The 23,726-nt window shown below is 63.3% G+C and carries 15 protein-coding genes and 2 pseudogenes; all 17 read left to right on the forward strand.

Annotation, left to right across the window (positions count from 1 at the left end):
- The first annotated feature begins 3 nt into the window (after nt 1-3).
- The 17 genes and pseudogenes from FBR05_05080 (at nt 4) to FBR05_05160 (ending at nt 23,525) form a co-directional block, all read left to right on the forward strand.
- Nucleotides 4-945, forward strand: coding sequence for an aspartate carbamoyltransferase catalytic subunit (locus FBR05_05080; GenBank protein MDL1871558.1), 942 nt, complete (start codon nt 4-6; stop codon nt 943-945).
- A gap of 9 nt (nt 946-954) precedes the next feature.
- The gene (locus FBR05_05085; GenBank protein MDL1871559.1) at nt 955-2,238 is read left to right on the forward strand and encodes a dihydroorotase; all 1,284 of its coding nucleotides are present in this window, start codon (nt 955-957) and stop codon (nt 2,236-2,238) included.
- A 40-nt stretch (nt 2,239-2,278) separates the two neighbouring features.
- The gene (gene carA / locus FBR05_05090) at nt 2,279-3,415 is read left to right on the forward strand and encodes a glutamine-hydrolyzing carbamoyl-phosphate synthase small subunit (protein MDL1871560.1); all 1,137 of its coding nucleotides are present in this window, start codon (nt 2,279-2,281) and stop codon (nt 3,413-3,415) included.
- A 1-nt stretch (nt 3,416) separates the two neighbouring features.
- Nucleotides 3,417-6,695, forward strand: a complete 3,279-nt coding sequence (gene carB, locus FBR05_05095) for a carbamoyl-phosphate synthase large subunit (protein ID MDL1871561.1) — start codon at nt 3,417-3,419, stop codon at nt 6,693-6,695.
- A gap of 196 nt (nt 6,696-6,891) precedes the next feature.
- On the forward strand, nt 6,892-7,824 hold the full coding sequence (locus FBR05_05100) for a hypothetical protein (GenBank protein MDL1871562.1): 933 nt from the start codon (nt 6,892-6,894) through the stop codon (nt 7,822-7,824).
- Between the two features lie 180 nt (nt 7,825-8,004).
- A pseudogene (gspD, locus tag FBR05_05105) lies at nt 8,005-10,074 on the forward strand (type II secretion system protein GspD).
- 27 nt (nt 10,075-10,101) lie between these two features.
- Nucleotides 10,102-12,167, forward strand: a pseudogene (gspE, locus tag FBR05_05110) (type II secretion system protein GspE).
- Nucleotides 12,168-12,272: 105 nt separating this feature from the next.
- The gene (gene gspF, locus FBR05_05115) at nt 12,273-13,505 is read left to right on the forward strand and encodes a type II secretion system protein GspF (protein ID MDL1871563.1); all 1,233 of its coding nucleotides are present in this window, start codon (nt 12,273-12,275) and stop codon (nt 13,503-13,505) included.
- Nucleotides 13,506-13,631: 126 nt separating this feature from the next.
- Nucleotides 13,632-14,105, forward strand: coding sequence for a type II secretion system protein GspG (gspG, locus tag FBR05_05120; GenBank protein ID MDL1871564.1), 474 nt, complete (start codon nt 13,632-13,634; stop codon nt 14,103-14,105).
- A 71-nt stretch (nt 14,106-14,176) separates the two neighbouring features.
- Nucleotides 14,177-14,866, forward strand: coding sequence for a type II secretion system protein (locus FBR05_05125; GenBank protein MDL1871565.1), 690 nt, complete (start codon nt 14,177-14,179; stop codon nt 14,864-14,866).
- Entirely contained in the window at nt 14,863-15,414 is a 552-nt protein-coding gene (locus FBR05_05130; GenBank protein ID MDL1871566.1) for a prepilin-type N-terminal cleavage/methylation domain-containing protein, read from the forward strand. Before FBR05_05125 ends, FBR05_05130 begins: the two co-directional genes overlap by 4 nt.
- Complete coding sequence (locus FBR05_05135; GenBank protein ID MDL1871567.1) at nt 15,411-16,076, forward strand: prepilin-type N-terminal cleavage/methylation domain-containing protein; 666 nt, start codon at nt 15,411-15,413, stop codon at nt 16,074-16,076. Before FBR05_05130 ends, FBR05_05135 begins: the two co-directional genes overlap by 4 nt.
- Nucleotide 16,077: 1 nt before the next feature.
- A complete protein-coding gene (locus FBR05_05140) occupies nt 16,078-17,400 on the forward strand; it encodes a hypothetical protein (protein MDL1871568.1) in 1,323 nt (440 codons plus the stop codon).
- On the forward strand, nt 17,250-18,986 hold the full coding sequence (locus FBR05_05145) for a hypothetical protein (protein MDL1871569.1): 1,737 nt from the start codon (nt 17,250-17,252) through the stop codon (nt 18,984-18,986). Before FBR05_05140 ends, FBR05_05145 begins: the two co-directional genes overlap by 151 nt.
- Before the next feature lie 11 nt (nt 18,987-18,997).
- Nucleotides 18,998-19,618: a hypothetical protein gene (locus FBR05_05150; GenBank protein ID MDL1871570.1), complete on the forward strand. Its 621-nt coding sequence runs from the start codon at nt 18,998-19,000 to the stop codon at nt 19,616-19,618.
- 5 nt (nt 19,619-19,623) lie between these two features.
- Nucleotides 19,624-20,559: a type II secretion system protein GspN gene (gene gspN, locus FBR05_05155; protein MDL1871571.1), complete on the forward strand. Its 936-nt coding sequence runs from the start codon at nt 19,624-19,626 to the stop codon at nt 20,557-20,559.
- Nucleotides 20,560-20,669: 110 nt separating this feature from the next.
- Complete coding sequence (locus FBR05_05160) at nt 20,670-23,525, forward strand: hypothetical protein (protein MDL1871572.1); 2,856 nt, start codon at nt 20,670-20,672, stop codon at nt 23,523-23,525.
- Nucleotides 23,526-23,726: the final 201 nt, after the last annotated feature.

Genomic DNA, 23,726 nt, shown 5'->3' on the forward strand with positions numbered 1-23,726 from the left:
AATATGTCGCTCAAGACACCACATATCCTGAGCATGTCGGACCTAAGCCGGGAAGAGATCGAGTTCATCTTCCAAACCACCGACACCTTCCGCGAGGTCGGCGGCCGCGCGATCAAGAAGGTCCCCGCACTGCGCGGCAAGACCGTGATCAACCTCTTTTTCGAGAATTCCACCCGCACCCGCACCAGCTTCGAGATCGCCGGCAAGCGCCTCTCCGCCGACGTCATCAATATCTCCAAGTCCTCTTCCTCAGCGACCAAGGGAGAGACCCTGCTGGACACGGCCAAAAACCTGGTGGCCATGTCGCCCGACATCCTCGTCGTGCGCCACCCCTCGGCGGGGGCGCCCCACGCGGTTGCCGGCATCCTGCAGCGCGCCCGCATCATCAACGCGGGCGACGGCGCCCACGAGCACCCGACCCAGGCCCTGCTCGACCTGCTCACCATCCGCGACCATAAAAAGAAGATCGAGGGCTTGCGCGTCGGCATCGTCGGCGATATCGCGCACTCCCGCGTCGCCCGCTCCAACATCCGCGGCCTCAAGACCTTCGGGGCCAAGGTCACGGTGGTGGGGCCGAAGAGCATGATCCCCGCCGGCATCGCCGCCCTGGGGGTCGACGTCAGCTACGACCTGGCCGAGGTCCTGCCCGACTTCGACGTGATCATGATGCTGCGGATCCAAAGCGAGCGCCTCGACCGGACGCCCTTTCCCAGCCTGCGCGAGTATTCCCGGTTTTACGGCCTGAACCCGCAGCTGCTGAAGCGGGCCAAGCCCGGCGTCGTCATCATGCACCCCGGGCCCGTCAACCGCGGCGTCGAGATCTCGCCCGAGGTGGCCGATGGTCCGTACTCGCTGATCCTCGACCAGGTGAAGAACGGGGTGGCGGTGCGGATGGCCTTGTTGTACCTGCTCGCTGGCGAAATCGAGAACGTGAAGAACGAATAAGGATAGAGAGTGAAAAGCGAAGCCTATTTCATCAAGAACGCGAGAATCTTCGACCCGACGCTGGGCCTCGACCAAGTCGGAGACGTCCTGCTGCGTGAGGGCAAGATCGAGGCCTTGGGCGCGGGGCTCAAGCCGCAGGGGGATTTCAAGACTATCGAGGGGAAGGGCAAGGTCCTGGTACCCGGCTTCGTCGACCTGCACACCCACCTGCGCGAGCCCGGCTTCGAGCACAAAGAGACCGTCGAGACCGGCACCCGCTCGGCGGCCGCCGGCGGCTTCACCACGATCTGCTGCATGGCCAACACCAACCCGGTCAACGACAACGCCGCGGTCACCGAATACATCCTGAACAAGGCCCGCGAGAAGGCCAGCGTCCGAGTCCTGCCGATCGGCGCGATCAGCAAGGGCCTGCAGGGCAAGGAACTCGCCGAGATCGGCGAGCTGAAGCAGGCCGGCTGCGTCGGCGTCTCCGACGACGGGATGACCGTGATGGACAGCCAGCTGATGCGCCTGGCCATGGACTACGCCCGGGGCTTCGACCTGCCGGTGCTCACGCATTCCGTCGACGCCGAGTTGGCGCGCGGCGCGGCCATGCACGAGGGCGAGGTCAGCTGTCGCCTGGGCCTCAAGGGCATGCCCGCCGAGGCCGAGGACATCATCGTCGCCCGGGACATCTATTTGAGCCGCCTGACCGGCTGCCGCCTCCACGTCGCCCACGTCAGCACCCTGGGCAGCGTCGAGTTGATCCGTCAGGCCAAGCGCGCCGGCCTGCCCGTGACGGGCGAGGCGGCGCCGCACCACTTCACCTTGACCGATCAGGCCTGCGAGGGCTACGACACGCACGCCAAGATGTGTCCCCCGCTGCGCAGCGAAGAACATCGCCGGGCCGTCGTCGCGGGCTTGGCCGACGGCACCCTCGACTGCATCGCGACCGACCACGCGCCCCACGCGACCGTCGACAAGGAGACCGAGTTCGACCAGGCCGCCTTCGGCATCCTGGGCTTCGAGACGGCCTTGCCGCTGGCCTTGCGGTTGGTCGAGCAAAAGGCGATCAGCCTGGCGCGGATGGTCGAGGCCCTCACCGCCAAGCCGCTCGCGGTCTTGCGCCGGCCCTACCAGGGGCTTAAAGTGGGCGCCGACGCGGATGTCGCCTTGTTGGATTTGGAGGGCCTTTGGACCTATCGTGCGGCGGAGGGCTTTTCCAAGAGCCGCAACAGTCCCTTCGAGGGCTGGGAGTTGAAGGGGAGGGCGGTCGCGACGTGGGTGGGGGGGAGATGGGTGCATGCCCTGTAACGATTTATTAATTTATTAAAAGACATTCCTCGGAAATTCTATGCTGCTCAAAAAAGACAAAGCTATATTGATGCTCCAAGACGGCACCCACTTCGAGGGCTACTCCTTCGGCTACGCCGGCGAGGCCAGCGGTGAGGTCGTCTTCAACACCTCGCTGATCGGCTACCAGGAGATCCTGACCGATCCCTCCTATAAGGGGCAGATCGTCACGATGACCTACCCGATGATAGGCAACTACGGCGTCAACGCCGTCGACGTCGAGTCCGCCGCGCCCCAGGTCGAGGGCTTCATCGTGAAGGAGTACTCCCGGACCTACAGCAATTACCGCGCGAAGGAGTCGCTGGGCGACTATCTCAAGCGTTACAAGATCCCCGGCATCGAGGGCATCGACACCCGCGCCCTGGTCCGCCACATCCGCGACAAGGGCGCCCAGCCGGGCCTGATCTCGACGACCGATTTCGACTTAAAGAGCCTCCGCAAGCGCGCCAAGCAGCTCCCCTCGATGGAAGGACAAGACCTGGTCCGCGAGGTGACCTGCGCGAAGCCCTATGTCTGGAAGGAAGGCACCTATTCGGTGGAGCGCGGCGGGGCGGCGGCCCCCGCGGCGGGACTGCGCCGCAAGGTGATCGCCTACGACTTCGGCATCAAGAAGAACATCCTGCGCAACTTGGTCGACGCCGGCTGCGACGTGAAGGTGGTCCCGGCGACCACCCCGGCCGAGGAGGTCTTGGCCGAGAAGCCCGATGGGGTGTTCTTGAGCAACGGCCCGGGCGACCCGGCCGCGGTGAGCTACGGCATCGACAACGCCAAGAAGCTGATCGGCAAGGTCCCGCTTTTCGGTATCTGCCTGGGTCATCAGATCCTCGGCCTGGCCCTCGGCGCGAAGACCTACAAGCTCAAATTCGGCCACCGCGGCGGCAACCAGCCGGTCAAAAATCTCCAGAGCGGCCAGGTCGAGATCACCGCCCAAAATCACGGCTTCGCCATCGACCCCAAATCGCTCGGCAAGGTGGGGCAGCTGACCCACGTCCACCTCAACGACAACACGGTCTCGGGCTTCAGCCGCGAGGAAGACGCCGTGATGGCCGTGCAGTACCACCCCGAGGCCTCGCCGGGGCCGCACGATTCGCTCTATTTGTTCCAACAATTCCGCAACATGATGGATTCGAAGAGTTAATATGCCCAAACGCACCGACCTAAAAAAAATCATGCTCATCGGCAGCGGCCCGATCGTCATCGGGCAGGCCTGCGAATTCGACTACAGCGGCGTCCAGGCCATCAAGGCCCTGAAGGAAGACGGCTACCAGGTGGTCCTGATCAACTCCAACCCGGCGACGATCATGACCGACCCCGAGTTCGCCGACGCCACCTATATCGAGCCGATGACGCCCGAAATCGTCGCGCGCATCCTCGAGAAGGAACGGCCCGACGCGCTGTTGCCCACCCTGGGCGGCCAGACCGCCCTCAACCTGGCCGTGCGGCTGGGCGACATGGGTATTTTGGACAAGTACGGCGTCGAGCTGATCGGCGCCAACCTGCGCGCCATCAAGATGGCCGAGGACCGCGCCGAGTTCAAGGCGGCCATGCTGCGCATCGGCGTCGACGTGCCCAAGTCGGGCCTGGCCCACAGCCTCGAGGAGGCCCTCGAGGTCGTGCAGGAGACCGGCTTCCCAGCGATCATCCGCCCCGCCTTCACCCTGGGCGGCACCGGCGGCAACATCGCCTACAACATGGAGCAATACCGCGAATACGTCCGCATCGGCCTCGACGCCTCGCCCGTGCGGCAGCTGCTCATCGAAGAATCGCTGCTCGGCTGGAAGGAATTCGAGCTCGAGGTGATGCGCGACACGAAGGACAACGTCGTCATCATCTGCTCGATCGAAAACCTCGACCCGATGGGCGTCCACACCGGCGACAGCATCACCGTCGCCCCCGCGCAGACGCTGACCGACAAGGAATACCAACAGCTCCGCGACGCCTCGCTCAAGATCATCCGCACCATCGGCGTCGACACGGGCGGCTCCAACATCCAATTCGCGGTCAACCCCAAGACGGGACGCTTCACCGCCATCGAGATGAATCCCCGCGTCTCCCGCTCCAGCGCCCTGGCCAGCAAGGCGACCGGCTTTCCCATCGCCAAGATCGCCACCAAGCTGGCGGTGGGCTATACCCTGGACGAGATCTTAAACGACATCACCCGCTACACCCCGGCGGCCTTCGAGCCGACCATCGACTATGTCGTCACCAAGATCCCGCGCTTCACCTTCGAGAAATTTCCCACCGCCGACGCGACGTTGACCACCCAGATGAAGTCGGTGGGCGAGGTCATGGCCATCGGCCGCACCTTCAAAGAGAGCCTGCAGAAGGCCCTGCGCTCCCTCGAGATCGGCAGCGCCGGCTTCGAGCCCAAGGTCAAGCCGAAGGCCGACGCGGCGACGAAGGCCCTGGTGGCCCAGAAGCTCAAGGTGCCCAATGCCGAGCGGCTTTGGTTCGTGGCCGACGCGATGCGCCTGGGCTTCAGCGACGAGGAAATCTACAAGCTGAGCGCCATCGACCCCTGGTTCCTGGCCCAGATCCGCGACATCGTCGAGGCCGAGGGCGTGATTAAAAAGAACGCCAAGAAGGCCGCGACGAAGGCCTTCGCGCCCCTCTTGCGCGAGGCCAAGCAGATGGGCTTCAGCGACCGACGTCTGGGCGAGCTGCTCGGCAAGAAGCCGCAGCAGGTCCGGGCCCTGCGTAAGAAGCACAAGCTCAACCCGGTCTACAAGCGGGTCGACACCTGCGCCGCCGAGTTCGAGGCCCATACGCCCTACCTTTATTCGGCCTACGAGCAGGAAGACGAGGCCCGCGTCACCAACAAGAAAAAGATCGTCATTTTAGGCGGCGGTCCCAACCGCATCGGGCAGGGCATCGAGTTCGACTACTGCTGTGTCCACGCCTCGCTGGCGTTGCGCGAGGCGGGTTTCGAGACCATCATGGTCAACTGCAACCCCGAGACCGTCTCGACCGACTACGACACCTCGGATCGGCTCTATTTCGAGCCCCTGACCGAGGAGGACGTGCTCAACATCCTCGAGCGGGAGAAGCCCTGGGGCGTCATCGTCCAATACGGCGGCCAGACGCCGCTGAAGCTGGCCCACGCCATCCACAACGCGAAGTTCCGCATCCTGGGCACCTCCGTCGACAGCATCGACATCGCTGAGGACCGCAAGCGCTTCCAGGCCCTGCTCAAGAAGCTCAAGCTCAAGCAGCCGCCCAACGGCACCGCCCGCTCCTTGGCCGAGGCCCTCAAGGTCGCCAAGCGCATCGCCTATCCCGTCGTGGTGCGGCCTTCCTACGTCCTGGGCGGGCGCGCGATGGAGATCGTCTACGACGACAAGTCGTTGTCCCGCTATATGAAGGAGGCGGTGAAGGCCTCTTCCGAGCACCCCATCCTGATCGACAAGTTCTTGGAGGACGCCATCGAGATCGACGTCGACTGCCTCAGCGACGGCAAGGACGTCGTGATCGGCGGCGTCATGGAGCACATCGAGGAGGCCGGCGTGCACTCGGGCGACAGCGCCTGCTGCCTGCCGCCGCACTCCATCGACCGCGAGCTCGCCGAGGAGATTCAGCGCCAGACCATCCTGATGGCACGCGCCCTCAAGGTGGTCGGTCTGATGAACGTTCAGTTCGCCATCCAGGGGAGGACGGTCTACGTCCTTGAGGTCAATCCGCGCGCCAGTCGCACCGCGCCCTTCGTCAGCAAGGCAATCGGCCACCCCCTGGCCAAGATCGCCGCCAAGGCGATGGCGGGGATCAGCCTCAAGAAGCAGGGCTTCACCAAGCAGGTGGTGCCGAGCTACCTCTCGGTGAAGGAGGCCGTGCTGCCCTTCGCCAAGTTCCCGGGCGTCGATACCCTGCTCGGGCCCGAGATGAAGTCCACCGGCGAGGTCATGGGCATCGACCGCGAGTTCGGCGCGGCCTTCGCCAAGGCCGAGATCGCCGCGGGCACGCTGCTGCCGCTGCGCGGCCGGGCCTTCGTCAGCGTCAACGACCACGACAAGCCCTTCATCCTGCCGGCGGCGCGCAAGCTCCGCGACTTGGGTTTCAGCCTCCTGGCCACCCGAGGCACCCAGCGCTACCTCCTGGAAAACGGCGTTCCCTGCGAGGCCATCAACAAGGTGGGCGAAGGCTCGCCCCACGTCGTCGACCGGCTGAAGGCGGGGGAGGTGGCCCTCGTGATCAATACCCCCTTGGGGAAAAACTCCGCCCAGGATAGTTATTCCATCCGGCGCACCGCTCTCGAGTACAGCATCCCGTATTTCACCACGACGGCGGCGGCCAATGCGGCGGTGAGCGGGATCGAATCGATCACCAAGCGCGGCTTCAACGTCCAAAGCCTGCAGAGCTACCATGGCAAGGGCGCGGCCCAGGCCGAGCGGGAGGAGAGCTGGAATTCCGCCTCGGTGGGCTGAGGGCGCTTCGAGCCGCGATTATTTCCTAGGCCCGTTGTAGAATTTTGTGTAAATATCGAAGGCGCTATTCCGTCATCTACCAAGGATTACGATAGGTTAGGCTCCTGCGGCTTGGAAGTCGGCGGAAGGGAGCCGTCGCCCCGATGGAATGTACAACCCTTTCAGGCTTCCGTGCGTCGCTAAGGCAGAGATAATCGTGGGACTTCTCTTTAAAAAGTACCTTTGGGTCGTCTACCTGTTTCTCATCTTCGTGGGGACCTTCTTCCTGGCCAAGATGGCCTCCACCTTGATCGCCTCCAAGCTGCGCATCGAGAAGAACCTCGAGGTCTCCCGCGTCAACGTCGCCTCGGCCCCCCTCAAGCCGCGCGCCGGTTTCGAGGATTACAAGGTGGTCCTCGATCGCAATATTTTCGACTCGCGGGAGCTGGCCCCCGAGGTTTCCGCCGCTACCCCGACGCCGACCGAGCTGGACCTCAACGCCCCCGCGACCAAGACCTCCCTCAACATCAAGCTGATCAGCACCTTCTCCGTCGGCGCCGGGACCGACAAGCGCTCCACCGCGACCATCCAGGGCGGACAGGGCGCGGCTACCGACACCTACACCGTCGAGGACGAGAAGCAGTTCGCGCCCGGGGTCAAGATCACCAAGATTCTCCCGGACCGCATCGAGTTCATCAACGGCCCGCGGCTCGAGTACGCCGAGATCGAGAAGTTCGGCTCCGGGCTGACCACGACCAAGCCGGTCTCCGCCCTGGACAAGCCCGCCGCGGGGGGCACTCCGCCCAGCGGGGAAGGGGTCCAGCAGTTGGAGCAGGGCAAGTTCGTCGTCGATCGCGGCGAGCTGGAGGCCGCCCTGGCCAATTTGGACCAGCTCTTCACCCAGATTAGGGCCGTCCCCCAGTTTCAAGGGGGAAAATCCGCCGGCCTCAAGCTGCTCAGCATCAAAGGCGGCTCGATTTTTGCTAAGCTGGGCCTCAAGCGCAACGACGTCCTCGAGCGCATCAACGGCCAGGAGATGGACCTGAAGCGGGGGATGGAGATCTTCGGGCAGTTGAAGGACTCCAACCGCATCTCCATCGACCTGGTCCGGGACGGCAAGAAGACCACCCTCGAATACGACATCCAGTGAGCGCCATTATTTTGGCGATCCTCCCATAACCCAGCTAAGAGAATCATTTTTTCCTTTTATATTACCCCTTCATTTGCTACTTAAGCCCCAGACCCTGGGCCTATTTCCAGCCACTTTCATTCGATCAAGTTTTTCATCGGCTCAAAAAACCGGGCCTGCAATCTAAGGAGAACGGACGCGATGCGATCTCAATCCCGACTAGCTCAAATTCTACTTATGGGTTGCCTTACGGTGACGGCCGCCACGGTTTCCGGCCAAGTCCCTCCGCCGCCGCAGCCCGGTTCCAGCTACGAAGAGTTGAACGTCCCCAAGGCCGTTCCCGTCAAGCCGACCGCCGAGACGCGGGCGGCCGCCCCCGGGGCGACGCCCGGCCCCGGCGCCGACGAGGGCCTCTATCTCAACGCCGTCGATACCGACGTCCGCGAGATCATCAAGCAGATCGCCAAGGTCACGGGCAAAAATTTTCTCGTCGACCAAAGCGTCCGCGGCAAGGTCACGATCATCTCCGAAAAGAAGATGACCATCGAGGAGGCCTACCAGGCCTTCCTTTCGGCCCTCGAGGTCCTGGGCTTCACCGTCGTCAACGCCCCCGGCGACTTGGTCAAGGTCATCCCGATGAAAGAGGCCCTGCAAAATCCGCTGCCCATCTACAAAGACGACAGCCCGGTGACCGACGCCTTCATCACCCGGCTCATTCAAATGAGGAACATCTCGGCCCTCGAGATGTCCAACGCCGTCAAGACCCTGGTCTCCAAAGAAGGCAATCTCTTCGCCTATCCGGCCACCAACACCCTGATCGTCACCGACACCGGCAGCAACATCGACCGGCTGCTCAAGATCATGAGGGAGCTCGATCAAGAAGGGCCCTCGGAGACCATCGACATTATTCCGTTGCGCTTCGCCGGCGCCAAGGACGTCGCCAATAAGATCAACGAGCTCTACGCCGACGACCTGAAGGGCAAGGGCGCCGCCACCACGGCCGCCGCCCGCCGGCCGGCCGCGCGGGGTCCCGAGCTGGAAGAGACCCCCTACATCTCCAAGATCATCCCCGACGACCGGACCAATTCCGTCATCGTCCTGGCCAGCAAACGCGCCCTGACCAAGGTCCGCGAACTGGTCGCCCGGCTCGACCGCAAGCTCGAGGCCGGCACCGAGGGCAAGATCCACGTCCACTACCTCAAGCACGCCAACGCCAAAGACCTTGCCCAGGTGCTGAGCACCCTGACCGCCAGCTCGGTCACCGCCAGCCGCCAGACCGCCGCCGGCACGCCGCCGGGAGGCGCCACGCCGGGCCGTCAGGCGGCCGCCACCGAGGTCACCGCCGAGTTCGAGGGCGGCGTCAAGATTGCCCCCGACGAAAACACCAACGCCTTGATCATCACCGCCACCGCCAAGGACTACAATACGCTGGCCAAAGAGGTCATCGACAAGCTCGACATCCCGCGCAAGCAGGTCTACGTCGAAGTCGTCATCATGGAATTGACCATCGACAAAAACCGCACCCTGGGCGTCAGCGGCCAGGGCGGCGGCCAGTTCAACCTGGGTGGCAACCCGACCCTGGGCTTCGGATCCTCCTTGGGCGGCACGGCGGCGGGTCTTTCGGCCGCGGCCCTAAGCGGCCTCGCGGCCGGCGTCGTCAGCCAGACGACCCAGACCATTCCGGTGACCAACGCCGACGGCACGGTCACCAACCTCGAGATCCCGACCTTCGGCGTCATCCTCAACGCCCTGCAGACCGACACCGACGTCAACGTGCTCTCGACGCCCAACTTGCTGACTCTCGACAACGAAGAGGCCGAGATCGTCGTCGGCGCCACCCAGCCCTTCCCCTCGGGCACCACCCTGACCCCGGGCGGCAACACGACCTTCAACGTCACCCGCGAGGACGTCGGTATCAAGCGCAAGATGACCCTGCAGATCAACGAGGGCGACGTCGTCAAGATCAAGCTCAAGCAGGAGATCAGCTCGGTCGTCCCCGGCGCCTCCGAGACCGTCCTGACTTCCCTCGGTCCTACGACGACGAAGCGCTCCGTCGAGACCGTGGTCGCGGCCAAGGATCAGCAGACCATCGTCATCGGCGGCCTGATCGACGACAAGGTGACCATCACCACGGCCAAGGTCCCCTTCTTGGGCGACATCCCGATCTTCGGCAACCTCTTCAAGAACAAGAAGACCACCAAGGCCAAGACCAATATCCTGGTCTTCCTGCGGCCCTTCATCATCCGAGATTCCAAGGACTTCTTGAAAATCCTGCAAAAGAAGGTCGAAGAGCGGAACATGTTCGTTTCCCAGAACTACGGCAAGGGCCAGCAGAAGGTCATCCGTCAGTCGATCCGCAACCACGCCGCCGACTTGCTGGAATTCCGCAGGGATATCCAGCGGGTGGATTGGGAGTTCCAAAACGACACCGGCACCCGAGTGGTCCCGATCGATACGAATCCGGATTCCTCCGGCTCCTCGTCCGGTTCGCGAGGTTCCAGCGACTCCTCGCGTCTGACCGACCACGACCAACAGCTGCTCCAAGCGGCGCAGACCGACGACGCGCGTTAGGGCGTTGGTACGGCTATAGGCCTTGCTTTGGCGGCCGCGCGTCGTGCTAAGATATCCCCACCAAAACGAACGGGGTAACGGGTATGCTCGATAAAAGCTTGGGAAACATCCTTCTCGAAAACACCGCCTTAACCGAGGCCCAGCTCGAAGAGGGGCTTTTGGTCCAGCGGGAAAAGGGCATACGCCTGGGCGAGGCCTTGATCCAGCTGCGTTTTCTCAAGTCCGAAGACATCCTCAAGGCCGTCAGCATCCAATTGGGCATCCCCTATCTCAGCAGCATCGACCCCGAGAACATCTCCAGCGAGGCGGCCCATCCGGTTCCGATCAATTTCGCCAAGAAAAACGAGTTGATCCCGCTCGCCAAGTACGCCGACCGGGTCGAGGTTGCGATCTCCGACCCCTGCAACATCCCGGCCCTCGACGACCTGCGGATGATCTACAACACCAATATCCGGCCCATGATCGCGACCAGCGCCCAGATCACCGACGCGATCAACACCGTCTACAACCGCAGCACGGGCGCCGACCGCACGGTGATGAGCGACCTGCAGGAGGAAAACCTCGACAACATCACCCAAGAGCTGGAAGAGCCGGTCGATCTGCTCGAGGCCGATGACGAGGCGCCGATCATCCGATTGGTCAACTCGCTCTTGTTCCGCTCGGTCAAGCAGAAGGCCAGCGACATCCACATCGAGCCCTTCGAGAAGGACTTGGTCGTCCGTTTCCGCATCGACGGCGTCCTCTACGACATCATGCACCCGCCCAAGAAGGTGCAAAACTCGATCATCTCGCGCATCAAGATCATGGCGAATCTCAACATCGCCGAGAAGCGCCTCCCGCAGGACGGCCGCATCCGCATCAAGATCGCCGGAAAAGACATCGATATCCGCGTCTCGACCCTGCCCACCAGCTTCGGCGAGTCGGTCGTCATGCGTCTGCTCGACAAGAGCAAGGTCCTGCTCGACCTGGGTGCGATCGGCGTCCAGGGCCAGGCCCTCGATATGATGCTCGACCTGATCAACCGCAGCCACGGCATCATCTTGGTCACGGGGCCCACCGGTTCCGGTAAAACGACGACGCTTTACGCGATGCTCTCGCAGATCAACACCACCGACCTCAAGATCATCACGGTCGAGGATCCCGTCGAGTATCAGCTGCCGGGCATCAACCAGATCCAGGTCAACCCCAAGATCGATCTCACCTTCGCCAGCGCGCTGCGGTCCATCCTGCGCCAGGACCCCGACGTCGTGATGATCGGCGAAATCCGCGATAAAGAGACCGCCGAGATCGCCATTCAGGCCTCGCTGACCGGCCACTTGGTCATCTCGACTTTGCATACGAACGACTCGGCCTCCTCGGCCACGCGTCTGATCGACATGGGCGTCGAGCCCTTCCTGGTCGCCTCCTCGGTGATCGGCATCATCGCCCAGCGCCTGGTCCGCACCATCTGCAAGGAGTGCCGCGAGCGCTACATGCCCAGCGACTTCGAGCTGATGCAGCTGGGGCTGAAGCGCGAAGACGTTGCGGACAAGTTCGTCTACAAGGCCAAGGGCTGCTCCGCCTGCCTGGACACCGGCTATTCCGGCCGTTTGGGCGTCCACGAGATCATGATGATGGACGATGAGGTGCGCGCGATGGTCATGAAGAACGCCGACGCCCCTAGCATCAAGAAGAAGGCGATGGAGAAGGGCATGAAGACCCTCCGCGAGGTCGCCGCCGACAAGGTCCTGCAGGGGGAGACGACGATCGAGGAGATCCTCCGCGTCACGCAGGAGGACGTCGTCCGCGGCTGATCCCTGGAGGAGGGGATTGTCCCCAAACCTTCCCGCCGGTTGGCGCGTTAAAAACCGACGAGGCTTCCGAACCGCTTCAAGCCCTGATATCGACTCAATATTCCGATGCCCGTATTTTCATACAAAGGAATGGACGCCGCCGGCAAGAAGACCGCCGGCATCATCGACGCCGAAAACCTCAAGGCGGCGCGGGCCAAGCTGCGCAAGATCAACGTCTTTCCCACCGAAGTGGTCGAGGGCGGCAAAAGTGGGAGCGGCGCGATCGGGTCGGCGGGCGGCTTCGACCTGAAGAAATTTTTCAACAAGCCCAAGGTCAACGACGTCGCCAATATGACGCGGCAGCTCTCGACCCTGATCAACGCCAACATCCCCTTAGTCGACGCCCTTTCCGCCCTGGTCGAGCAGATCGAGCAGCCCACCCTCAAATCGGCCCTCTCCGAGATCCGCGAGAAGGTCCGCGAGGGTATCCGGCTGGCCGACGCCATGCGCGCCTACCCGCACATCTTCGGCGATCTCTACATCAACATGGTCCACGCCGGCGAGGTCTCGGGCGCCCTCGACACCGTCCTGGTCCGGCTTGCGGACTTCACTGAGGGCCAGGCCCGCCTGAACAGCAAGGTAAAAGGCGCCCTGACCTACCCGGTCGTCATGGGCGTGGTCGGCATCGTCCTGATGAGCTTCCTCCTGGTTTTCGTCGTCCCGAAGATTGCCAAGATCTTCGAGGACGCGAAAGCGACCTTGCCGCTCCCGACCCGCGTCATGCTGGGGATCAGCGGCTTTTTGCAAAATTATTGGTATATCGCGATCATCGTGGTCGCGATCATTTTCTACGCGGTCAAGAAGTACAAGGTCAAGCCCAACGGCCGGAAGTTCTTCGACAAGATGAGCCTGAGGATGCCGATCTTCGGGGACATGTTCCGGATGATCGCCGTCAGCCGCTTCTGCCGGACCCTCTCGACCCTCCTGGGCGCGGGCGTCCAGCTGATGCCCTCCCTCGACATCGTCAAGGGCATCGTCGACAACGTGGTCCTGACGGAGGTCATCGAGGAGACCCGCAACTCGGTCAAGGAGGGCGAATCCATCGCCGAGCCGCTCAAACGCAGCGGCCAGTTTCCGCCCCTGGTGACCCACATGATCGGCATTGGCGAGAAGACCGGCGAGCTCGAGACCATGCTCGAGAAGGTGGCCGACACCTACGACGACCAGGTCGAGACCAAGGTCTCCACCTTGACGACCCTGCTCGAGCCCCTGATGATCGTGGTGATGGGCGGCGTCGTCGCGGCCATCGTCCTCTCGATTTTATTGCCGATTTTGAAGATGAACCAGATGGTCCGCTAGCCGGTCCCACGGGGTGGGTAGCGGAACTGATTGAAATAACTTGCTAAAAATATTGAATATTTTAAAACGGAACCCAGATCTGTTACGTTAAGCCATTATCGTCCCGTTATGGACAGGAGGGGAAATATGTCTTTCAGGGGTGTCGCCAAAGTCCTTCGCAGCCAGGCCGGTATGACCCTCATCGAAATCATGGTCGTCGTCGCCATCATCGGTTCGATCGCGGCCCTGGTCACGGTGAACGTCTTGAATTATCTGGACGAGTCCAAGGTCGAGACCACCAAGATCCAAATGAAGAACGTCGAGGGCGCCCTCGACCAATACAAGCGCCGCCACGGCTCCTACCCCACCACCGAGCAGGGCCTCTCCGCCCTGGTCGAGAAGCCCACGGTAGGCAAGGTTCCCGACAACTATCCCCCCGACGGCTACCTGAAGGCCGTGCCCAAGGACGGCTGGGGCAACGATTTCATCTACGCCTCGCCGGGGACGGCCGGGCACAAGATCGAGATCATCTCCTACGGCGGCGACGGGCAGGAGGGCGGCGAAGGCTTCGACGCCGACATCACCAATTACGAGGTCAAGGAAGAGGCAAAGACGGAGTAGGGGCGGGCCGGGCCGTCGATCCGAGCCTGCGTGGATTTGAAATTTTCTTGGGCCTGGCGCCGGGGCTTCTTATGAGCCCCCGCGGCAAGGCCTTTTTTTTGAGGGGCTGGGGAATGCGTCTTCAAAGGTCCGACGCCCGGGGTTTCACCCTGATCGAGATCATGATCGTCGTGCTCATCATCGCCTTGATGATGGGCATGGGCGTGGCCATCCTCTTTCCCGGCAACGAGGCCAAGCTCCGAGAGCAATCCGCCAAGCTGGCAGGCACGATCAAATTCCTCTACAACGAGGCCGCCGTCAAAAATAAATACTACCGCCTGGTCTTTGACCTCGACCAGCAGAGCTACGCCGTCGAATCCAGCACCGAGCCCTTCCTGGTCCGCATGATCGAGGAAGATCCCAAAAAGAACGCCGCCAAGGACGAGGCCCCCGCCGAGGGCGAACCGGGCGCCACGCCCGCCGCGGGTTTCACCGGCGAGGAGGGCATGCTGGTCCAGACGACCAAGCTGCCGGCGGGGATCAAGTTCAAGGACGTCTTCGTCATGCACCACAAAGAGCGGCAGGAGAGGGGCAAAGTCGAGGCCTATTTCTTCCCCAACGGCTTCGTCGAGCCCCTGGTCGTCAACTTGACCGACGAAGACGAGCAGAGCTTTTATTCCCTGCAGGTGAATCCCCTGACCGGTCGGTCCAAGATCCGCAGCGAGTACTACGAGGCCAAACCGGAAGAGCTCGTTCCGCAGCCGCAGGAGGGCTCGTCATGAGGCGCAGGACCGCCGGCTCCGCGGGCTTCACGCTGATCGAGATCATGATCTCGCTCTCCATCCTCTCCATTTCGCTGCTCAGCATCTACGCTGCCCAGGGCAACTCGCTGCGCGCCAGCGGTCGCGCCGAGAACATCCAAACCGCCTCGATGCTGGCGCGGCAGAAGATGACCGAAAAGATGATCGAACTGCAGAAGGACCTCGATAAGGGCAAGTTTCCCGACGAGCAGATCAACGACCAGGGCGAATTCGAACCGCCTTTCGAGCGCTTCCGCTGGGAATTCGCCGTGCGCAAGGTCGAGATTCCGGTGGTGCAGGCCCCCGGCCAGGAAGGAGGGGATGCCTCCGGCGGCGGGCCCGCCACCAGCGATGGGAAAGAGCCCGGCGCCGCCAACCAGGCTCCGCAGGCGGCGACGGAAAATTTGGCCAAGATGGTCACTAAAAAAATCAGCGAATCGGTGCGCGAGATCACCACCAAGGTCATCTGGCAGGAGCTGGAGGAGGACCAAACCCTGGTGGTGACGACGCACATCGCAAAACTGCAATGAAGTCGCAATTGGGACAAAAAGGGTTCACACTCCTCGAAGTCATGATCGCCATGTCCATCCTGGCGGCGATGGCCCTGGGCATGTTCGTGGCCGCCCAGCAGACCCTCAACAGCAAGGCCAGCACCGAGGACCGCGACGACGCCAACCACTCGGTGGTGCAGGCCCTCAACCGCATTTCCGAGGACCTCGACATGGCGATCATGGTGAAGAGCAAGGACCTGCTGGGGCTCACCTTCGACGGGGAATACGCCTTCGAGGGCGGGGAGTCGCGCCTGGATTTCGTCAGCTTCTCGCACCAGCGCTTCATCGCCGATGCCAAGGAGAGCGATCTGGCCGAGGTGAGCTACTACCTCGTGCCCATGCCCGACGAGGCGGGGCGGAACATGCTGATGCGGCGCGAGGCGACCAAGATCGACAAAAATCTCCAGGAGGGCGGCACCGCCTTTCCCCTGCTGGAGAACGTCGAGAGCCTGAGTTTCGAGTATCTCGATCCCAAGTCGGGCGAGTTCAAGAAGACCTGGGACTCGAAGTCCATCGATTTCAACAACCAGCTGCCGCAGGCCGTCAAGATCACCATCGAGGCCTTCCTCCCGGAGGAAGAGCAAAAGACCGTCTTCGCGACGATCGCCCCGATCCGGATGACGAAGCCGATTTCTTTCTAAGATGCGCACCACGGCTCCAAAACCGAATCGCCGTTCCGCCCGGGGCATCGCCCTGCTGATGGTGCTCGCCTCGCTCGCCATCCTGAGCAGCCTGGTCGTCGAGTTCGCCTACAACAGCAACGTGACCTACAACTTGGCCCTCAACCAGAAGGACCGGGTTCAGGCCTACTACCTGGCCGAGTCGGCGCTCAATTTCAGCAAGCTGATCCTGAAATTCGACAAGGAGGCCCGCAAACTCGCCGGCGAGGCCAGCAACAAGCTGGGACGTACCATCCAGATCCAGCCCCTCTACGAGATGATCCCGCTGAATTCCGAGATCCTGCGCGGCGTCGCCCAGATGGAAGGGGGGGCGGCCCCGGAAGGGGGCGAGGGCGAGGAGGGGGGCGAGGCCGCCCCGGAGGGTAGCCCCGCGGCGGGGGGCGGCGAGGCCTTGGGCGGCTTCAACCTCAAGGGGGCGGAGTCCTTCCTGGCCTTCGAGGGGAACTTCGCCTCCGAGATCGGCGAAGAAGACGCCAAGCTCAATGTCAACGCCTTTTTCAACCTTCAGCCCACGCAAAAAAGCTATGAGCGGCTCAAGAGCACGCTGTATCATCTCCTCCTGACCGACGAGTTCAAGGGGCTCTTCGAGGACAAGTTCCGCGGGGCCAAGGACCTGGCGCAGAACATCGCCGACTACATCGACAAGGACGACGCCCAAAACGAGCCGGGCGGCCAGGAGCGCGGCCGGGAAGGCGTGGGCGGCGGTCTCCAGGTCACGATGAAAAACGCCAAGCTGCTCTCCGTGGAAGAGCTCATGACGGTGCCGGGGATGACCGAGGATATCTTCCAGAAGCTGAAGCCTTACGTCACCGTCTACGGGGGCGACGAGAAGATCTTCGTGTGCCGGGCCAAGGACCCCTTGGTGAAGTCCCTGATCCTGGCCTACACCGAGAACAACCCCCGGATGGAGCCGGTCCGGGACGACAACATCGAGTTGTTGACCAAGGCCTTCGACGCCGTGCTAAATAGTTGCCCGGACACCCAGGCTATGGCAAACAGCCTGGACCAGGCCTTGGGGGTGGTACAGCCCGAAAATACCCCAAGTCCTTCCAGCGCGGCGCGGGCGGGAGGTCCGACTTCGACGCTGACCGGGGCCACCTCGGGCGGCGGCGCCGGGCTGGGGCAGAGCGATAAATTTACGGACATGGTCAAAAACGAAAACAAAATCTTCTCCGTCATCGGCATCGGCACCGTCGGCGAGACCGAGGTCAAATTGAAGACCGTCCTCGACACCAGCAATCCCAACCCCAACCGCTGGACGATGCTGTATTGGAGGGTCGAATAGTGGCCCAAACCGTCCTCGGCATCGACCTCGGCAGCTATTCGGTGAAGATCGCCCAAGTCGAACGCGGCTTCGGCGAGTTCAAGCTCGTCAACTTCTTCGAGGTGCCCCTGGTCGCCGAGGAAGTGCTCAGCTACGAGCAATCCGCGTCGGCGGCCCTGACTAAGTTCGTCCAAGAAAACGCGATCAACTACGACACCTGCGTCGTCTCCCTCCCCGGAAGCCTGGCCTCCTTCCGCACGCTGAGCATGCCCTTCGGCAACGTCAAGAAGATCGACCAGACCCTCGAGTTCGAGCTCGAGACCCTGATCCCCTTCGACATCGAGGAGGTGCTGTTCGACTACACGATCCTCTCGAGCACGCCGCAGGAGTCCAAAGTCCTGGTGGCCTATCTCAAGGACGCCGATTTCAAGCGCTTCCTGACCCAGATCCAGACCAGCGGGATCGACCCCCGCTACATGGGGATCGACACGGTCGACCTCTCCTACCTGAGCTTCCCGGGATTTCTGCCGCCCGAGGGCCAGTACGCCCTTTTGGACCTGGGCCACAGCAAGGCCAACCTGATGATCCTCGAGGGGAACAAGATCAAGGGACTGCGTTGCCTGAGCTGGGGCGGCCATCACCTCACCCAGGCGGTGGCCAAGGCCCTCGAGATTCCCTACGACAAGGCCGAGGCCTGGAAGCACGCCAAAGGCCAGGTCCTGGCGGGCGCCGAAGACCCCGGCCTCAAGGCGATCTACGCCAGCGTCGAAGACCTCCAGCAGCAACTGAAGCAGACCTTGTTCGCCTTCTACGAGTCCGGCGAGCGCCCCATCGAGGCCCTCTACCTCTCCGGGGGCAGCTCGCGGCTGCTCGGCATCGACTCTTTCTTCTCCAGCCGCCTCAACATCAACGTCAGCCAGCTCGACGTGCTCGACGACAGCTTCACCGAGCTGCACGACCGCGAGGGCGCGCGGCACGTGATCCCGACCGCCTTCGCCGAGGCGCTGCGCGCGGTCTACCCGAACAAGGGCGCCAAGATCAATTTCCGCCGCGGCGACTACGCCTACAAGAAAGACATCGAGCAGATCGGCGGCTCGCTCAAGCGCATCGGCCTGGTCGCCGCCTCGGTGGCGGTCCTGGCCCTGGCTTATTTCATCATGGCCTACATGACGCTCTCCTCGCAGGTCGACAAGATGAATAAAAACGTCGCCAAGATGGTCAAGGCCTCGGTCCCCGACCTGCCCAAGGGCGGCGCCCAGTCGGCCAAGCAGGCCGTCACCGTGCTCGACGGCCGCATCTCGGCGATCTCCGAGAAGCTCAAGCGGGTGGAGGGCGGCGGCTCGGTCAGCGCCCTCGAATTGCTAAAGATGATCTCGGGGGCGATGCCGCCGCGCGACGAGCTGATCGTCGACATCGACGACCTCAACATCGCGCCCGAGCGGGTGCGGCTCGAGGGGCGCACGGTCTCCTACGAGGGCGTCGACAAGGTCAAGGCTTCCATGGAGAAGGTGAAGATCTTCAAAAACGTGCAGACGGGCAACGTGCGCAAGGGAGTGCGGGACGAGATCAAGTTCAGCCTCTCCTTCGACGTGGTCACCGGCGGGTAAGGGCGCAACGGATGGCGAAATCGGGAAAATACTCCTGGAAAGAGCGGCTCAACCTCGAAGAGCTCTACAACACCTTCATCGGCTTCGCCCCGCGCGAGCAGATCCTGGTGGGCGTCGGCGTCGGCGTGGGCCTGCTGCTATTGATCCTCATTCCCTTCGCCTGCGGATCCTCGCGATTAAGCAAGCTCGAGAGCCAGATCCAAAGCCACGAGAAGAACGTCAGCAAGGTCGTCGACAAGATCACCGAGTTGCAGCAGGCCCAGGCCAAGATGAAGGCCGTCGAATCCCGCATCCGGCCCAAGTCGCAGGTGCAGCTGACCACCAAGCTCGAAGCCCTCGCCACCCAGAGCGGGATCGGTCAGAACATCGATTCGCTCAAGGAAATGCCGGGCACGCCGGGCGAGGACTTCGAAGAGATGGTCGTCGCGGTCCGCTTGTCCCGGCTCAGCCTGAGCCAGCTGATCGAATTCCTCTACGGCATCGAAAGCCAAAGCGACATGAGTCTGCAGGTCAAACGACTCCAGCTCAAGCCACGCTACGACAACCGCCAGCAGTTCGACGCCAACTTCGAGATCAGCACCTATGTCAGCACCGCGCCCGCCGGCGAGGCGCCCGCGGGCGGAGGAGGTTGAGCGCCGTGAAAAACTCCAAGTTTCGCATGCTCGTCTACGTCGGGGCCGGCCTGTTCTTCTTTCTGTTCTGGCTGGTCTGGGTCTTCCCCACCGACGCACTCAAGTCCCGCATCCTCACCGAGATCGAAAACCAGACGCAGGGCCGCTACAAGTTCGACGTCGGCTCGCTCGACGTCAGCATCTTCGGCAGCGTCACCTTTAACAATCTGAAGGTCTCCGAGGGCGTGGGGGAGGGCGAGAAGGTCCTGCTCAAGACCCCCAAGCTCAAGCTGAGTTTTTCGCCCTTCGCCTTGGCCAGCATGGCGAAGAGTCCCAACCTCGACTTCTACCTGAAGGGCAGTAAGGGCGATCTGGAAGGCAATTTCCAACAGGACGGCGACGAACTGCGCCTGACCGCTAGCTTCGACCAGTTTCCGATCTCGGACTTGGGCGTCATCGGCGCCAAGGCCAAGCTGGACTTAAGCGGCACCGTGGACGGCGACATCGACCTGCAGTTGAACCGCGCCGATGCGGCCAAAAACTCCGGCAAGATAGACCTCTCCCTGATCAACCTGACGATGGGACCGAAGCGGGTCTCGATCGACCCCAGCTCGCCCGAGGCCTCGATGGAGATTCCCGAGATCAAGCTGAGCGGCGGCAAGGACTCCGGGATCCGAGGCGAGGTGAATAAAGAAAACCTCGAGCTCAACTCCATCAAGCTGCAGGGCGGGGACCTCGATCTCGACTTGAGCGGCCGCGTGGTCTTGCAGGGCGCCAAGGCCGGGGATTACCGGCTCGCCCTCCAGGGCGGCTTTTCCATCGCCGAGGCCCTAGCCAAGGCCTTGCCCTTCCTCTTCATCATCGAGCAGCAGAAGAATCCCCAGGGCGTCTATCCCCTCAACATCACTGGAAGGTTGGGGAAACCCAGCATCCGCATCGGCACCTTTCAGTTGCCGATCTAACTTAATGAAATTACTATGGTTATTTACGAAAGCGGACGCGCAACCTCGTCGCAGCCAAGCCGATAAGTCTCCGATTTCCTTGTCTTAAAAGAATTTCGGAGTTCCGGGTCATGTCCCCGCCTGTATTTCCATCCCTAAGGGCCCTTGCCTCGCCCCGCGCGGCCGAGACCGGCGCCATCGCGGCTGAGTCGGAGACCAACGCCCTCTTGGCCTTCAGCCTGGGCGCCGACTCCCTACGCGGCGGAGCGGAGGAGGGTCGCCGCCTCGAGGTCCTTTGGGGCAGGGCAGCGCTCGCCGAGCTGGAGGCCTTGAAGGCGGAAAGCGATCCTCAGCTTGTTTTCGAAGGCCTCGGCGCCCTGGCGACCCGTCTGGCCGCCGAGGACCGTCTGGAGGCCGCGCAGGCGGCCTACGCCTTCATCGCCGGGCGGGCGGCGGACTCGGCCCCCGCGGCGGCACGTCGGGCCCAAGAGGAATGGGATGCCATTCGGGGCCGGGGGGCCTTGGGGCCGCGACTGGAATTTTTGGGCCGGCGCTTCGCCCGCGAGGCCTCGAGCCCCGCCATGCTGGCCGGGATGGGCGTCGCCTCCACCGTCTTTCAGCTTTCGCGGGCCGCTTTCTTGGCCCGCCTCACCGCGACGCCCAGCCTGGGCCTCCTCTCGCGAGGTTTCGGCGCCCGCGCTGTCGCCGGCCTGGGTGCCTTCGCCCTCGAGGCCCCGGCCTTCGCCCTGACCGCCCGCGGGGCCCGCCTCGCCTTGGGAGACCCAGCCGCGACCGCGGCGCCGCTGGGCCATGAGATCCTCGGTTCCTATCTCACGCTCGGCGGCTTGAAGCTTTTCGGCGGCCTGGGCGCGGCGGCCGTCCGCTACGCGGGGGCGGGGCCGGTTTCGCGTACTCTGATTCCGCAGATTTCCACTTATTTTGGGATCGTGGCCGGACATCGCCTCGAGCAGCTCGCGGGCCTGCGCCCCGCCTTGAGCGGTGACACCCTGTGGGCGGATTCCCTGGTGACCTTGCTGCAATTCCACGTCGGCGGGCGTCTGGCCGGCGAGCTGGGCGGGCCGCGGCTGGCGGCCTGGCAACGCGAGTTGGAGCTGCGCGGGGCCGTGCTCGCGCGCGAACCGGAAGGAAGTGGGAGCGAGCCTCGGCGTCCTGGCTGGGCCCCGACCTGGCTGCTCGGCGAGGCCGCTATGGCGGCGCCGGCGGGCGGCCCAAGCGGCCGCGAGCTGCCGAATATCTTCATGATGCAGGGCCCGGAAGGCGGCGGCGGGAGACCTCGCGGCGAACGACTTGCCGCGGGGGGCAACGGAAGCCGTCGAGGATCCGTGCCGTTGGGCGAGCGCAACGCCTACCAGATCGTGCAGGAATTGCTGCGTTGCCGCGAGCGTTCGCGCCGCGGCGGCCAAGATCTCAGTCTCTGGCAGCTGATGCGGCGCAAGCTCGAGGCGGGGAGCATCCCGGCCGAACGCGCCGAGGAGCTGCAATGGGCCGTCTTCGCCTACAGCCTCTTCGAGAATTCCCCGATCCTGCGCCGCGAGTTCGCCCGCGGGGTCTCGGACAACTTCGAGACGGTCGCCTACCGGCTCAACGCCCTGCGCGCCGAGGTGGCGCGCGAGCAGGGCCAGGACAATTACTCGCTCGGGACCCTGGTCCAAGCCCTCGCCTACGGCGGGAGGATTCCCTTCGAGAAGACGCGCCAATATCTCTCGGCCGCCTCCGCCTTGGATTTCTACCTGCAAACCCCCAGCCTGCGCTCGATCGGCAAGGAGCATTTTTCGGATCCCTATCGCCTGATCCGCCGCCTGCGCGAGCTGATGCCCGCCATTGAGGAGCGCCGGGAGCACAGCTACAAGCTCTCCACCTTGGTCGACGCCCTGCGCTGGCACCCGCATTTCCCCAGGTCCCAGCTGCAGGCCTACACCATGGCCGCCGCGGCCAGCGATTTCGTGCGGGCCCTGCCGCTGGAGCGCCTGCGCCTGGCTCCGGCGCAGTTGCGCGGCCTCGACATCGAGCAGATCTACCTGAGGCTCCTGCACCTCAAGCCCGTCTTGCGCGGCGAATCGGGAGACCCCGTGACGATCGGCTACGTCCTTTCCGGATTGCGCAGCGAAGGCCTGGTTAAGATCAAAGGTGGGACGGTCAACGACAGCGCCTTGACCAACGCCCACGTCCTCGACTTCGCCTTCAACCGCTGGTCCGAGTGGGGCGGTCATTATCGCAACCTCGCGGAGATCCCGAGGAACGGCGAGGGGAGCGGAGCGCGCGCCGGATGGACCCGCCCCCGATACGCGCAGCGCTTTCTTTTGAAGGAGAACGGGCAACCCTACAGCTACTCCTACGCGGGGAACCTGGTGCGTTGGGGCGAATTTTTATGGAACCACCGCGAGGCCCTACAATTGCCTGAGCCGGGTCACGTGGAGGTGCCGCCGCTGGCGTCCTCGCGACGCACGCGGCTCTTGGCCTTCCTCGAGCCTCACTGGGAGGCCCTGCGCGAGAAGGCGCCGGTGCCGGAGGAGTTTTTCGAGGGGCTGGCCGGCCTGCGGCAGCAGTTTCAGCGCAGCGCCGAGGAGCGTTCGGCGGTCGCCGAGGGCGAGCCGGGGGAGGTTCCTTCGCTGCGGATTATGGTCGGGGCCTTCTTCAAGGCGAAAGGGGCCGAGATCCCGCGGAGCCTCGAGGTCTATGCCGCGACGATCGACACGATCTTACAGCGCTGGCCGGAGTGGCGGCGCCACCTGCGCCGCTTAAGCGAGGTCACGGCGCGCGGGCACGCCGGGGCGCGGGAGCGCTACCGCATCGCGGAGGAGGGTTTCCAGCAGGCCAACGGCGAGCCTTATTCCCGCACGATTCTCGGCGGCCTGATCCGCTGGGGTTCCTGGGTCTGGGAGCACCGCGGCCGGCTGGGCCTGCGCAGTGGGGAATCCACGGTGCCGCCACCCGGCGACGAGTCGGGACGCGAGAGTGGCGAATAACCTCGGCGGTTGCTTAGGCGCCCACGCGATGATCGTTACGCCGTACTTTTGCCACGTCCGCCCCTAGCCGGGGGCGATATGTCCCAGCGGGACACGGCCTGTTCCCCTTGTATCTTGAAAAGAGCCTAAATTAAGTCACAAACAAGGGAATCCGAGTGAGAAAGAGAAAGGACAACCTGCCTGTCCCCCTGGGTCTTAAGA

The organism is Deltaproteobacteria bacterium PRO3 (assembly GCA_030263375.1).
In the GTDB taxonomy this organism is placed as follows: Bacteria; UBA10199; UBA10199; order DSSB01; family DSSB01; genus DSSB01.

Bases quoted from the DNA above. Each gene is read 5' to 3' on its own strand.
- FBR05_05080 (MDL1871558.1), top strand. From the start codon at position 4: ATGTCGCTCAAGACACCACATATCCTGAGCATGTCGGACCTAAGCCGG.
- carA (MDL1871560.1), top strand. From the start codon at position 2,279: ATGCTGCTCAAAAAAGACAAAGCTATATTGATGCTCCAAGACGGCACC.
- carB (MDL1871561.1), top strand. From the start codon at position 3,417: ATGCCCAAACGCACCGACCTAAAAAAAATCATGCTCATCGGCAGCGGC.
- gspF (MDL1871563.1), top strand. From the start codon at position 12,273: ATGCCCGTATTTTCATACAAAGGAATGGACGCCGCCGGCAAGAAGACC.
- gspG (MDL1871564.1), top strand. From the start codon at position 13,632: ATGTCTTTCAGGGGTGTCGCCAAAGTCCTTCGCAGCCAGGCCGGTATG.
- FBR05_05125 (MDL1871565.1), top strand. From the start codon at position 14,177: ATGAGCCCCCGCGGCAAGGCCTTTTTTTTGAGGGGCTGGGGAATGCGT.
- FBR05_05130 (MDL1871566.1), top strand. From the start codon at position 14,863: ATGAGGCGCAGGACCGCCGGCTCCGCGGGCTTCACGCTGATCGAGATC.
- FBR05_05135 (MDL1871567.1), top strand. From the start codon at position 15,411: ATGAAGTCGCAATTGGGACAAAAAGGGTTCACACTCCTCGAAGTCATG.
- FBR05_05140 (MDL1871568.1), top strand. From the start codon at position 16,078: ATGCGCACCACGGCTCCAAAACCGAATCGCCGTTCCGCCCGGGGCATC.
- FBR05_05150 (MDL1871570.1), top strand. From the start codon at position 18,998: ATGGCGAAATCGGGAAAATACTCCTGGAAAGAGCGGCTCAACCTCGAA.
- FBR05_05160 (MDL1871572.1), top strand. From the start codon at position 20,670: ATGTCCCCGCCTGTATTTCCATCCCTAAGGGCCCTTGCCTCGCCCCGC.